Origin of the sequence: Pseudomonas hefeiensis (genome assembly GCF_030687835.1) — a bacterium.
GTDB classification, from domain to species: Bacteria; Pseudomonadota; Gammaproteobacteria; order Pseudomonadales; family Pseudomonadaceae; genus Aquipseudomonas; species Aquipseudomonas hefeiensis.
The window spans coordinates 5,729,536-5,743,766 of record NZ_CP117449.1 but is presented as its reverse complement, the minus strand read 5'-3'; the positions used below and the strand labels follow the sequence as shown (position 1 = coordinate 5,743,766).

The window sequence follows — 14,231 nt, the reverse complement described above, 5'->3', positions numbered from 1 at the left end:
CCTAGGCTGTGGGGTTTTGTCGTCACTGGGATAAACGCGCAAGTAACCGGGGAGCCTTTCGAGGCGCTAGAACCCGTAATTGGAGTGCCTCATGGCCAAGAAAATTACCGCTTACATCAAGCTGCAAGTGAAGGCCGCTCAGGCTAACCCAAGCCCACCTGTTGGTCCTGCCCTGGGTCAGCATGGCGTGAACATCATGGAATTCTGCAAGGCTTTCAACGCCCGTACTCAGGGTCTTGAGCCAGGTCTGCCGACTCCAGTGATCATCACTGTTTACAGCGACCGTAGCTTCACCTTCGAAACAAAAAGCACCCCTGCTTCGGTTCTGCTGAAGAAGGCTGCAGGTTTGACCAGCGGTTCCGCTCGTCCAAACACCGTTAAGGTTGGCACCGTTACCCGTGCTCAGCTGGAAGAAATCGCGAAAACCAAAAACGCGGATCTGACCGCAGCTGATATGGATGCAGCCGTGCGTACTATCGCCGGTTCTGCTCGTAGCATGGGCCTTAACGTGGAGGGTGTGTAATGGCTAAGCTGACCAAGCGTCAAAAGGCTATCGCCGGCAAAATCGAAGCAGGCAAGGCCTACAACTTTGTAGACGCCGCCGCTCTGCTGGCCGAGCTGTCGACTGTCAAGTTCAGCGAGTCGTTCGACGTTGCTGTAAACCTGGGTGTTGACCCACGTAAATCCGACCAGGTCGTACGTAGCGCTACCGTGCTGCCACACGGCACTGGCAAGACCGTTCGTGTAGCTGTTTTCACCCAGGGCCCAGCAGCTGAAGCTGCTCTGGCTGCTGGTGCTGATCGCGTAGGCATGGACGATCTGGCTGCTGAAATGAAAGGCGGCGACCTGAACTATGACGTAGTTATCGCATCCCCGGATGCCATGCGCGTTGTGGGTCAGTTGGGTCAGATCCTCGGTCCACGTGGTCTGATGCCTAACCCTAAAGTCGGCACTGTAACGCCAGACGTAGCCACCGCGGTTAAAAACGCCAAGGCTGGTCAGGTTCGTTATCGCACCGACAAGAACGGCATCATTCACACCTCCGTTGGCAAGATTGGCTTCGACGCCGTCAAGCTGAAGGAAAACGTAGAAGCCCTGATCGCTGATCTGAAGCGTATCAAGCCAGCTTCTTCGAAAGGTATTTACGTCAAGCGCGTTACCCTGAGCACCACTATGGGCCCAGGTCTGGTCATCGATCAGAGCTCGCTCGACGCGTAAGACTCAGATTGGCGCAAGCGATTGCGCCAATCGAAAAATTGGGGTCCCTGCCTGGCGGGGGCTGTCCAAGACCGTAGGCGACGAAAGTCTTAAACCACAAGCCTACGCAGATGGTGCTCCCGGTTCCTTACCGAATCAGACACCAAAACGACATTCGGTTTCGATCGGATGAAACGGTAACAAGCAGGAGTTAAACCCGTGGCAATTAATCTCGAAGACAAGAAGGCCATCGTCGCTGAAGTCAACGAGGCTGCCAAAGTCGCTCTGTCCGCTGTCGTGGCTGATGCCCGTGGCGTAACAGTAGGCGCAATGACCGGACTCCGTAAAGAGGCTCGTGAAGCTGGCGTTTACGTACGTGTTGTACGTAACACCCTGCTCAAGCGCGCTGTTGCTGACACTGAATACAGTGTTCTCAACGACGTGTTCACTGGCCCGACCCTGATCGCGTTCTCCAAAGATCATCCAGGCGCTGCTGCCCGTTTGTTCAAGGAATTCGCCAAGGGTCAGGACAAGTTCGAGATCAAGGCAGCTGCGTTCGAGGGCAAGTTCCTCGCAGCTAATCAGATCGATGTACTGGCAACACTGCCGACCCGCGACGAAGCCATTTCGCAGCTGATGAGCGTGATTCAAGGCGCTACCAGCAAGCTGGCTCGTATTCTGGCTGCAGTTCGCGAGCAAAAAGAAGCTGCTGCAGCCTGAGGCTGAGCATTTTCTCTCGCGCTTTTTTGTTTATTTCGATGGCCGCGTAGGCCGTCCCCCAATTCAGGAAATACAGTAATGTCTATCTCCCAAGAAGATATCCTCAACGCCGTAGCTGAAATGTCGGTTCTGCAGGTTGTTGAGCTGATCAAAGCTTTTGAAGAAAAATTCGGCGTTTCCGCTGCCGCTGCTTCCGCTGGTCCAGCTGCTGCTGCTGCCGTTGTTGAAGAGCAAACCGAATTCAACGTCATGCTGACCGAAGCTGGCGAGAAGAAAGTTAACGTGATCAAGGCAGTACGTGAGCTGACCGGTCTGGGCCTGAAAGAAGCCAAGGCTGTAGTTGACGGCGCCCCTGCCATGGTTCTGGAAGCTGTTGCCAAAGACGCAGCTGACAAAGCCAAAGCAACTCTGGAAGAAGCAGGCGCTAAAGTCGAGCTGAAGTAAGCATCGACTTTGCGTCTCCAGCCCGAGCGTTAAGCGACAGGCTGATGGCTGGTGGCTCTTGCCACCGGCCTTTTTCCGTTACTGGCAGCCGACTGGGTCGGTGCTGATAGCGCGCTGTAACCATCCGATGTGGTGGCGCAAACCATGGGGTTTGCACGATTTTCTGGCTGCTCCCGTCGGGAGGGGCCAAACAAGCAGGTGACCAAGCTGGGGAACGCTGATGGCTTACTCATATACTGAGAAAAAACGTATCCGCAAGGACTTTAGCAAGTTGCCGGACGTCATGGATGTGCCGTACCTCCTGGCCATCCAGCTGGATTCGTATCGTGAATTCTTGCAAGCGGGAGCGACTAAAGATCAGTTCCGCGACGTGGGCCTGCATGCGGCCTTCAAATCCGTTTTCCCGATCATCAGCTACTCCGGCAATGCTGCGCTGGAGTACGTCGGTTATCGCCTGGGCGAACCGGCATTTGATGTCAAAGAATGCGTATTGCGCGGTGTGACTTACGCCGTACCTTTGCGGGTAAAAGTGCGCCTGATCATTTTCGACAAAGAATCGTCGAACAAAGCGATCAAGGACATCAAAGAGCAAGAAGTCTACATGGGTGAAATCCCCCTGATGACTGAGAACGGTACCTTCGTAATTAACGGTACCGAGCGTGTAATCGTTTCCCAGCTGCACCGTTCTCCGGGCGTGTTCTTCGACCACGACCGTGGCAAGACGCACAGCTCCGGCAAACTGCTTTATTCCGCGCGCATCATTCCTTACCGCGGTTCGTGGCTGGACTTTGAGTTCGACCCGAAAGACTGCGTATTCGTGCGTATCGACCGTCGCCGCAAGCTGCCTGCATCGGTACTGCTGCGTGCGCTCGGCTATACCACCGAGGAAGTGCTGGACGCGTTCTACACCACCAACGTCTTCCACGTGCAAGGTGAAAACCTCAGCCTGGAACTGGTGCCTCAGCGTCTGCGCGGTGAAATCGCTGTCCTCGATATCCAGGATGATAAAGGCAAGGTTATTGTCGAGCAGGGTCGTCGTATCACCGCTCGCCACATCAACCAGCTGGAAAAAGCCGGGATCAAAGAGCTGCAGGTACCTCTGGACTACGTCCTGGGTCGCACCACGGCCAAGGTCATCGTGCATCCGGCAACCGGCGAAATCCTGGCAGAGTGCAACACCGAGCTGAACACCGAGATCCTGGCAAAAATCGCCAAGGCCCAGGTTGTTCGCATTGAAACTCTGTACACCAACGATATCGACTGCGGTCCGTTTATCTCCGACACGCTGAAGATCGACTCCACCGGCAACCAGCTGGAAGCCCTGGTCGAGATCTATCGCATGATGCGTCCTGGCGAGCCGCCAACCAAAGACGCAGCCGAGACCCTGTTCAACAACCTGTTCTTCAGCCCTGAGCGCTATGACCTGTCTGCGGTCGGCCGGATGAAGTTCAACCGTCGTATCGGTCGTACCGAAATCGAAGGTTCGGGCGTGCTGAACAAGGACGACATCGTTGCGGTGCTCAAGACCTTGGTCGACATCCGTAACGGTAAAGGCATCGTCGATGACATCGACCACCTGGGTAACCGTCGTGTTCGCTGCGTAGGCGAGATGGCCGAGAACCAGTTCCGTGTTGGCCTGGTGCGTGTAGAGCGCGCGGTCAAGGAACGTCTGTCGATGGCTGAAAGCGAAGGCCTGATGCCGCAAGACCTGATCAACGCCAAGCCAGTGGCTGCGGCGGTGAAGGAGTTCTTCGGATCGAGCCAGCTGTCCCAGTTCATGGACCAGAACAACCCGCTGTCGGAGATTACCCACAAGCGTCGTGTCTCTGCACTCGGCCCGGGCGGTCTGACCCGTGAGCGCGCAGGCTTCGAAGTTCGTGACGTACACCCGACTCACTACGGTCGTGTATGCCCGATTGAAACGCCGGAAGGTCCGAACATCGGTCTGATCAACTCGCTGGCAGCCTATGCCCGCACCAACCAGTATGGCTTCCTCGAGAGCCCGTACCGTGTGGTGAAAGAAGGCCTGGTGACCGACGAGATCGTGTTCCTGTCCGCTATCGAAGAAGCCGATCATGTGATCGCTCAGGCTTCGGCGACCATGAACGAAAAAGGTCAGCTGATCGACGAGCTGGTAGCTGTTCGTCACCTGAACGAGTTCACCGTCAAGGCGCCGGAAGACGTCACCTTGATGGACGTTTCGCCCAAGCAGGTTGTTTCGGTGGCGGCGTCGCTGATTCCGTTCCTTGAGCACGACGACGCCAACCGTGCATTGATGGGTTCGAACATGCAGCGTCAAGCTGTACCGACCCTGCGTGCCGACAAGCCGCTGGTAGGTACTGGCATGGAGCGTAACGTTGCCCGTGACTCCGGCGTTTGCGTCGTGGCTCGTCGTGGTGGCGTGATCGACTCCGTCGACGCCAGCCGTATCGTGGTTCGTGTTGCTGATGATGAAGTTGAAACTGGCGAAGCCGGTGTCGACATCTACAACCTGACCAAATACACCCGCTCCAACCAGAACACCTGCATCAACCAGCGTCCGCTGGTGAGCAAGGGTGATCGGGTTCAGCGTAGCGACATCATGGCGGACGGTCCGTCCACCGATATGGGTGAACTGGCACTGGGCCAGAACATGCGCATCGCGTTCATGGCATGGAACGGCTTCAACTTCGAAGACTCCATCTGCCTGTCCGAGCGTGTTGTTCAGGAAGATCGCTTTACCACGATCCACATTCAGGAACTGACCTGTGTGGCTCGTGACACCAAGCTTGGCCCAGAGGAAATCACTGCGGACATCCCTAACGTGGGTGAAGCCGCACTGAACAAGCTGGACGAAGCCGGTATCGTTTACGTAGGTGCTGAAGTAGGCGCAGGCGACATCCTGGTTGGTAAGGTCACTCCGAAGGGCGAGACTCAACTGACTCCGGAAGAAAAACTGCTGCGTGCCATCTTCGGTGAAAAAGCCAGCGACGTTAAAGACACCTCTCTGCGTGTGCCTACCGGCACCAAGGGTACCGTCATTGACGTACAGGTCTTCACCCGCGACGGTGTAGAGCGTGATGCTCGTGCACTGTCTATCGAGAAGACTCAACTCGACGAGATCCGCAAGGACCTGAACGAAGAGTTCCGTATCGTTGAAGGCGCAACTTTCGAGCGTCTGCGCTCCGCTCTGGTCGGCCACAAAGCCGAAGGCGGCGCCGGCCTGAAGAAAGGTCAGGAAATCACCGACGAAGTTCTCGACGGTCTTGAGCATGGCCAGTGGTTCAAACTGCGCATGGCTGAAGATGCTCTGAACGAGCAGCTCGAGAAGGCCCAGGCCTATATCGTTGATCGCCGCCGTCTGCTGGACGACAAGTTCGAAGATAAGAAGCGCAAACTGCAGCAGGGCGATGACCTGGCTCCAGGCGTGCTGAAAATCGTCAAGGTTTACCTGGCAATCCGTCGTCGCATCCAGCCGGGCGACAAGATGGCCGGTCGTCACGGTAACAAAGGTGTGGTCTCCGTGATCATGCCGGTTGAAGACATGCCGCACGATGCCAATGGCACCCCGGTTGACGTCGTCCTCAACCCGTTGGGCGTACCTTCGCGTATGAACGTTGGTCAGATCCTCGAAACCCACCTGGGCCTCGCGGCCAAAGGTCTGGGCGAGAAGATCAACCGTATGATCGAAGAGCAGCGCAAGGTCGCTGACCTGCGTAAGTTCCTGCACGAGATCTACAACGAGATCGGCGGCCGCAACGAAGAGCTGGATACTTTCTCCGACCAGGAAATCCTGGATCTGGCGAAGAACCTGCGCGGCGGCGTTCCAATGGCAACTCCGGTGTTCGACGGTGCCAAGGAAAGCGAAATCAAGGCCATGCTGAAACTGGCAGACCTTCCAGAAAGCGGCCAGATGCAGCTGTTCGACGGCCGTACCGGCAACAAGTTCGAGCGCCCGGTTACCGTTGGCTACATGTACATGCTGAAGCTGAACCACTTGGTAGACGATAAGATGCACGCTCGTTCTACCGGTTCTTACAGCCTGGTTACCCAGCAGCCGCTGGGTGGTAAGGCGCAGTTCGGTGGTCAGCGTTTCGGGGAGATGGAGGTCTGGGCACTGGAAGCGTACGGTGCTGCATACACTCTGCAAGAAATGCTCACAGTGAAGTCGGACGATGTGAACGGCCGGACCAAGATGTACAAAAACATCGTGGACGGCGATCACCGTATGGAGCCGGGCATGCCCGAGTCTTTCAACGTGTTGATCAAGGAAATTCGTTCCCTCGGCATCGATATCGATCTGGAAACCGAATAACACGTGACGCGAATCGAGAGCGGGGCTGTTCTGCCCGCTCTCTGCTCCGCCAGGAGGAAAGGCCTTGAAAGACCTACTGAATTTGCTGAAAAACCAGGGTCAAGTCGAAGAGTTCGACGCCATCCGTATCGGATTGGCCTCGCCTGAGATGATCCGTTCGTGGTCGTTCGGTGAAGTTAAAAAGCCGGAAACCATCAACTACCGTACGTTCAAACCCGAGCGTGACGGCCTGTTCTGCGCCAAGATCTTTGGCCCGGTAAAGGATTACGAGTGCCTGTGCGGTAAGTACAAGCGCTTGAAGCACCGTGGTGTGATCTGCGAGAAGTGCGGCGTTGAAGTCGCGCTGGCCAAAGTTCGTCGTGAGCGCATGGCGCACATCGAGCTGGCTTCGCCGGTTGCCCACATCTGGTTCCTGAAATCGCTGCCGTCCCGTATCGGCTTGCTGATGGACATGACCCTGCGTGATATCGAACGCGTTCTCTATTTTGAGAGCTATGTCGTTATCGACCCGGGCATGACCACCCTTGAAAAAGGGCAGTTGCTCAACGACGAGCAGTACTTCGAAGCGCTGGAAGAGTTTGGCGACGATTTCGATGCCCGCATGGGTGCCGAAGCTGTCCGCGAACTGCTGCACGCGATCGACCTGGAGCACGAGATTGGCCGTCTGCGTGAAGAAATTCCGCAAACCAACTCCGAAACCAAGATCAAGAAGCTGTCCAAGCGTCTGAAGTTGATGGAAGCCTTCCAGGGTTCCGGCAACCTGCCAGAGTGGATGGTGCTGACCGTTCTGCCGGTTCTGCCGCCAGACCTGCGTCCACTGGTTCCGCTCGATGGCGGTCGTTTTGCGACTTCCGACCTCAACGATCTGTATCGTCGGGTAATCAACCGTAACAACCGCTTGAAGCGCCTGCTTGATCTGTCCGCTCCGGACATCATCGTGCGCAACGAAAAGCGTATGTTGCAGGAAGCTGTCGATGCACTGCTCGACAACGGTCGTCGTGGTCGCGCTATTACGGGTTCGAACAAGCGTCCTCTGAAATCCCTGGCTGACATGATCAAGGGTAAACAGGGTCGTTTCCGTCAGAACTTGCTCGGTAAGCGTGTTGACTACTCCGGTCGTTCGGTAATTACCGTAGGTCCGACCCTGCGTCTGCACCAGTGCGGTCTGCCTAAGAAAATGGCACTCGAGCTGTTCAAGCCGTTCATCTTCGGCAAACTGGAAATGCGTGGTCTGGCGACCACCATCAAGGCCGCCAAGAAGATGGTCGAGCGCGAGCTGCCAGAGGTTTGGGACGTTCTCGCCGAAGTGATTCGCGAACACCCAGTGCTGCTCAACCGTGCACCGACGCTTCACCGTCTGGGTATCCAGGCATTTGAACCGGTACTGATCGAAGGTAAGGCTATCCAGCTGCACCCGCTGGTCTGTGCTGCGTACAACGCCGACTTCGACGGCGACCAAATGGCCGTGCACGTACCGCTGACGCTGGAAGCCCAGTTGGAAGCGCGTGCGTTGATGATGTCGACCAACAACATCCTGTCGCCAGCCAACGGTGAGCCAATCATTGTTCCGTCGCAGGACGTTGTATTGGGTCTGTACTACATGACGCGTGAAGCGATCAACGCCAAGGGCGAAGGTCGTGTGTTCGCGGATCTGCAGGAAGTTGACCGTGTGTTCCGTGCTGGCGAAGCCGCACTGCACGCCAAGGTCAAGGTGCGGATCAACGAAACCGTGAATGATCGTGACGGTGGCAGCGTGACCAACACCCGTATCGTCGACACCACTGTCGGCCGTGCCCTGTTGTTCCAGGTTGTGCCAAAAGGCCTGTCCTACGACGTCGTCAACTTGCCGATGAAGAAAAAGGCAATCTCCAAGCTGATCAACCAGTGCTACCGCGTGGTTGGTCTGAAAGAGACTGTGATCTTCGCTGACCAGTTGATGTACACCGGTTTTGCCTATTCGACCATTTCCGGCGTTTCCATCGGTGTTAACGACTTCGTTATCCCGGATGAAAAAGCCCGCATCATCGGTGCTGCTACCGAAGAAGTGAAAGAGATCGAAAGTCAGTACGCCTCCGGCCTGGTTACCCAGGGCGAGAAGTACAACAAGGTGATCGACCTCTGGTCCAAGGCGAACGACGAAGTATCCAAGGCGATGATGGCCAACCTCTCGAAAGAGAAAGTCATCGACCGTCATGGCAACGAAGTCGACCAGGAATCCTTCAACTCGATGTACATGATGGCCGACTCGGGCGCACGGGGTTCTGCTGCGCAGATCCGTCAGCTCGCCGGTATGCGTGGCCTGATGGCCAAGCCGGACGGTTCCATCATCGAGACCCCGATTACTGCGAACTTCCGTGAAGGCTTGAGCGTACTCCAGTACTTCATCTCCACTCACGGTGCTCGTAAGGGTCTTGCCGATACCGCGTTGAAAACGGCGAACTCCGGTTACCTGACTCGTCGTCTGGTAGACGTTGCCCAGGATCTGGTCGTGACCGAGATCGATTGCGGCACCGAGCATGGCCTGGTGATGACGCCGCACATTGAAGGCGGTGACGTTGTAGAGCCGCTGGGTGAGCGCGTATTGGGTCGTGTTATTGCCCGTGACGTATTCAAGCCAGGTACCGAGGACGTGATCGTTCCTGCCGGCACCCTGGTTGACGAAAAGTGGGTCGAGTTCATCGAGCTCAACAGCATCGATGAAGTGATCGTGCGTTCGCCGATCAGCTGCGAAACCCGCTACGGCATCTGCGCCAAGTGCTACGGTCGCGACCTTGCTCGTGGTCACCAGGTGAATATCGGTGAAGCGGTCGGCGTTATCGCTGCCCAGTCCATCGGTGAGCCGGGTACCCAGCTGACGATGCGTACGTTCCACATCGGTGGTGCGGCAAGCCGGACCTCCGCGGCCGACAGCGTCCAGGTGAAGAATGGCGGTACTGTTCGTCTGCACAACCTCAAGCACGTAGAGCGCGTCGACGGTCACCTGGTGGCTGTATCGCGTTCCGGTGAGTTGGCAATCGCTGACGATTTCGGTCGTGAGCGCGAGCGTTACAAGCTGCCGTACGGTGCTGTGATTTCGGTTAAAGAAGGTGACAAGGTCGATGCTGGCGCCATCGTCGCCAAGTGGGATCCGCACACCCACCCGATCGTGACCGAAATGAAAGGTACCGTGACCTACGTGGGCATGGAAGAAGGCATCACGATCAAGCGTCAGACCGACGAATTGACCGGTATGACCAACATTGAAGTACTGGATGCGAAAGATCGTCCAGCTGCTGGCAAGGACATCCGTCCGGCCGTGAAGATGGTCGACGACAACGGCAAGGATCTGTTGCTGCCAGGCACTGACGTTATCGCTCAGTACTTCCTGCCAGCCAACGCCCTGGTCGGTGTGGCGGACGGTGCGCGGATCGCGATCGGTGATGTTATCGCCCGTATCCCGCAGGAAACTTCGAAAACCCGCGACATCACCGGTGGTCTGCCGCGTGTTGCCGACTTGTTCGAAGCTCGTCGTCCGAAAGAGGCTTCGATTCTGGCTGAAGTCAGCGGCACCATTGCGTTCGGTAAAGAGACCAAGGGCAAGCGCCGTCTGGTCATCACTCCGAACGACGGTAGCGATCCGTACGAAGAGCTGATTCCGAAGTGGCGTCACCTGAACGTCTTCGAAGGCGAACAGGTAAACCGCGGCGAAGTTATCTCCGACGGTCCGAGCGATCCACACGACATCCTGCGTCTGTTGGGCGTAAGTGCGCTGGCCAAGTACATCGTGAACGAGATTCAGGACGTTTACCGTCTGCAAGGCGTGAAGATCAACGACAAGCACATTGAGACCATCCTGCGTCAGATGCTGCGTAAAGTTGAGATCGCTGAATCCGGCGATTCGAGTTTCATCAAGGGCGACCAGATGGAACTGACTCACGTACTGGTAGAAAACGAGCGTCTGGCGACGGAAGACAAGTTCGTCTCCAAGTTCACTCGCGTGCTGCTGGGTATCACCAAGGCGTCGTTGTCCACCGAATCGTTCATCTCGGCGGCTTCCTTCCAGGAAACCACCCGTGTACTGACCGAAGCGGCGGTAACCGGCAAGCGCGATTACCTGCGTGGCCTGAAAGAAAACGTAGTCGTGGGTCGTCTGATCCCGGCTGGTACCGGTTTGGCCTATCACAGCGAGCGCAAGCGTCGTCGTGATGCAGACAAGCCGTTGCGCGTAAGCGCCAGTGAAGTGGAAGCTGCACTGACCGAAGCACTGAACTCGAGCGGTAACTGAGTTCTGCGGTAATTAAGTGCCTGGCCCTGGTCATCCCGCTTGCTGGATCGAGACAAATTGTCGAGATCCGGCGAGCGGGGAGGTCGGGGCCTTGCCTTGACTGGGAACAAGATCCTCTTTAGACTCTTGATCCCCTAAATTTGGCGGGAATTCGTTCCTGCCATTTTGCTTTTCTTGTAAGACAATAGCGTCGCAAGACAACAGTGGAGCTAGTAGATGGCAACTATCAACCAGCTGGTACGTCAGCCGCGTAAGCGTATCGTCGAGAAATCCGACGTGCCTGCGCTGCAGAACTGCCCGCAACGTCGTGGCGTATGCACCCGTGTGTATACCACCACGCCGAAAAAACCTAACTCGGCACTGCGTAAAGTATGCCGTGTGCGTCTGACCAACGGTTTCGAGGTTTCCTCGTACATCGGTGGTGAAGGCCACAACCTGCAAGAGCACAGCGTGGTACTGATCCGCGGCGGTCGTGTAAAAGACTTGCCAGGTGTTCGTTACCACACCGTTCGCGGTTCCTTGGATACCTCCGGCGTTAAAGGTCGTAACCAGGGTCGTTCGAAGTACGGTACCAAGAAGCCTAAGTAGTAGCGGCTTTTTGTAAAAACTGATTTTCTATTTTTTGAGTCGATAAGAGTAAGGTCGGAGGCGTCCCGCAAGGGCACCGATTCCGAGCGAACCTGAAGACCGTTTGAGGGCTTATCAATGCCAAGACGTCGCGTAGCAGCCAAACGTGAGATTCTGGACGATCCGAAGTACGGAAGCCAGATTCTCGCCAAGTTCATGAACCACGTAATGGAAAGCGGCAAGAAAGCCGTTGCCGAGCGTATTGTTTATGGCGCACTGGACAAAGTTAAGGAACGCAAGAACAGCGATCCCCTGGAAATCTTCGAGAAAGCTCTCGACGCCATCGCTCCGCTGGTCGAAGTGAAGTCGCGCCGTGTAGGCGGTGCTACTTACCAGGTTCCGGTCGAAGTTCGTCCGTCCCGTCGTAACGCCCTGGCAATGCGCTGGCTGGTAGACTTCGCCCGCAAGCGCGGTGAGAAGTCCATGGCTCTGCGTTTGGCTGGCGAACTGTTGGACGCTGCTGAAGGTAAAGGTGCTGCAGTTAAGAAGCGTGAAGACGTGCACCGTATGGCTGAAGCCAACAAGGCTTTCTCGCACTACCGCTTCTAATTCTAGCGTCACTCAATTTGCGAGGGCTTTATGGCTCGTACTACACCGATTAATCGCTACCGTAACATCGGTATCGTTGCCCACGTGGATGCTGGTAAAACCACCACCACTGAGCGCGTCCTTTTTTACACTGGCAAAAGTCACAAGATGGGCGAGGTGCATGATGGCGCCGCGACCACCGACTGGATGGTGCAGGAGCAGGAGCGTGGTATTACCATTACTTCTGCTGCCATTACCGCCTTCTGGAAGGGTTCCGAGAAGCAGTACAAGGATGAGCACCGCTTCAACGTCATCGACACCCCGGGTCACGTAGACTTCACCATTGAAGTTGAGCGTTCCTTGCGTGTACTCGACGGCGCTGTGGTTGTGTTCTGCGGCACCTCGGGTGTTGAGCCTCAGTCGGAAACCGTATGGCGTCAGGCCAACAAATACGGCGTTCCACGTCTTGTTTATGTAAACAAGATGGACCGTGCTGGTGCCAACTTCCTGCGCGTGATCGCTCAGATCAAGCAGCGCCTGGGTCACACTCCGGTGCCGATCCAGCTGGCTATCGGTTCCGAAGACAACTTCCAGGGTCAGATTGATCTGATCAACATGCAAGCTGTCTACTGGAATGATTCTGACAAGGGTATGGTTCCTGTTCGCAAGGACATCCCTGCAGAGTTGCTGGAAGAAGCCGAGAAGTGGCGTGGCAACATGGTAGAGGCTGCGGCCGAAGCCAACGAAGAGCTGATGAACAAGTACCTCGAGGGTGAAGAACTCACCAACGAGGAAATCAAGGCTGCTCTGCGTCAGCGCACCATCGCTGGCGAAATCGTCTTGGCTGTTTGCGGTTCTTCCTTCAAGAACAAGGGTGTTCCCCTGGTTCTCGACGCCGTTATCGACTTCCTGCCTGCGCCGACCGACATTCCTGCCATCAAGGGTACCGACCCGGATGACGAGACTATCGAGCTGGAGCGTCATGCAGACGACAATGAGCCGTTTTCGGCTCTGGCGTTCAAGATCGCTACCGACCCATTCGTGGGTACCTTGACCTTTGTTCGGGTTTACTCGGGCGTGTTGAACTCCGGCGACGGCGTGATCAACTCGGTAAAAGGCAAGAAAGAGCGCGTGGGTCGTATGGTGCAAATGCACGCAAACGCCCGCGAAGAGATCAAGGAAGTGCGCGCTGGTGACATCGCGGCCTTGATCGGCATGAAGGACGTCACCACGGGTGAGACTTTGTGCAACGGCGACAAGCCAATCATCCTGGTTCGCATGGACTTCCCGGAGCCGGTTATTTCGGTTGCCGTTGAGCCTAAGACCAAGGATGACCAGGAAAAAATGGGTATCGCTCTGGGCAAACTTGCTCAGGAAGATCCATCTTTCCGCGTTAAGACTGATGAAGAGACTGGTCAAACGATCATCTCCGGCATGGGCGAGTTGCACCTGGACATCCTGGTTGACCGGATGCGCCGTGAGTTCAACGTCGAAGCCAACATCGGCAAGCCTCAGGTTTCCTATCGTGAGCGCATCACGAAGAACTGTGAAATCGAAGGCAAGTTCGTTCGCCAGTCCGGTGGTCGTGGTCAGTTCGGTCACTGCTGGATCCGTTTTGCACCGGCTGATGAAGGTCAGGAAGGTCTGCAATTCGTGAACGAAGTCGTAGGTGGTGTGGTTCCTAAGGAATACATCCCGGCGATCCAGAAGGGTATCGAAGAGCAGATGAAGAACGGCGTTGTTGCCGGCTATCCGCTGATCGGCCTGAAGGCAACTGTGTTTGATGGTTCTTACCACGACGTCGACTCCAACGAGATGGCGTTCAAGGTGGCTGCTTCCATGGCAACCAAGCAACTGGCCCAGAAGGGCGGTGGTGAGTTGCTCGAGCCGATCATGGCGGTAGAAGTCGTTACGCCTGAAGACTACATGGGTGATGTCATGGGCGACCTTAACCGTCGTCGTGGCATGATTCTGGGTATGGAAGATACGGTTTCCGGCAAGGTTATTCGCGCCGAGGTTCCGTTGGGTGAAATGTTCGGTTACGCGACCGACGTTCGTTCCATGTCTCAGGGTCGCGCAAGCTACTCTATGGAATTCAAAAAATACAATACAGCTCCGTCGCATATCGTCGAAACTGTTACCAAAAAGCAAGGCTGA

At 56.0% G+C, this 14,231-nt stretch carries 9 protein-coding genes; all 9 read left to right on the top strand.

Features of this window, described 5'->3' with window-relative positions; genetic code table 11:
• Nucleotides 1-91 precede the first annotated feature (91 nt).
• Complete coding sequence (gene rplK / locus PSH57_RS25975; protein ID WP_003176435.1) at nt 92-523, top strand: 50S ribosomal protein L11; 432 nt, start codon at nt 92-94, stop codon at nt 521-523.
• The gene (gene rplA / locus PSH57_RS25970; protein ID WP_003186095.1) at nt 523-1,218 is read left to right on the top strand and encodes a 50S ribosomal protein L1; all 696 of its coding nucleotides are present in this window, start codon (nt 523-525) and stop codon (nt 1,216-1,218) included. The genes rplK and rplA overlap by 1 nt, the downstream gene beginning before the upstream one ends.
• Before the next feature lie 198 nt (nt 1,219-1,416).
• Nucleotides 1,417-1,917, top strand: a complete 501-nt coding sequence (gene rplJ / locus PSH57_RS25965) for a 50S ribosomal protein L10 (RefSeq protein ID WP_256233420.1) — start codon at nt 1,417-1,419, stop codon at nt 1,915-1,917.
• Between the two features lie 78 nt (nt 1,918-1,995).
• Entirely contained in the window at nt 1,996-2,361 is a 366-nt protein-coding gene (gene rplL, locus PSH57_RS25960; RefSeq protein ID WP_212797811.1) for a 50S ribosomal protein L7/L12, read from the top strand.
• 220 nt (nt 2,362-2,581) lie between these two features.
• Complete coding sequence (gene rpoB / locus PSH57_RS25955) at nt 2,582-6,655, top strand: DNA-directed RNA polymerase subunit beta (RefSeq protein WP_092403439.1); 4,074 nt, start codon at nt 2,582-2,584, stop codon at nt 6,653-6,655.
• A 64-nt stretch (nt 6,656-6,719) separates the two neighbouring features.
• Entirely contained in the window at nt 6,720-10,919 is a 4,200-nt protein-coding gene (gene rpoC / locus PSH57_RS25950; RefSeq protein ID WP_305386175.1) for a DNA-directed RNA polymerase subunit beta', read from the top strand.
• A 216-nt stretch (nt 10,920-11,135) separates the two neighbouring features.
• Nucleotides 11,136-11,507: a 30S ribosomal protein S12 gene (rpsL, locus tag PSH57_RS25945; protein ID WP_002555494.1), complete on the top strand. Its 372-nt coding sequence runs from the start codon at nt 11,136-11,138 to the stop codon at nt 11,505-11,507.
• A gap of 117 nt (nt 11,508-11,624) precedes the next feature.
• Nucleotides 11,625-12,095 (top strand): 30S ribosomal protein S7, encoded by a 471-nt coding sequence (gene rpsG / locus PSH57_RS25940; RefSeq protein WP_003186074.1) that lies wholly within the window; start codon nt 11,625-11,627, stop codon nt 12,093-12,095.
• Between the two features lie 30 nt (nt 12,096-12,125).
• Nucleotides 12,126-14,231 carry an elongation factor G gene (gene fusA / locus PSH57_RS25935; protein WP_256233423.1) on the top strand — a complete coding sequence of 702 codons (2,106 nt, stop codon included), beginning with the start codon at nt 12,126-12,128 and terminating at the stop codon, nt 14,229-14,231.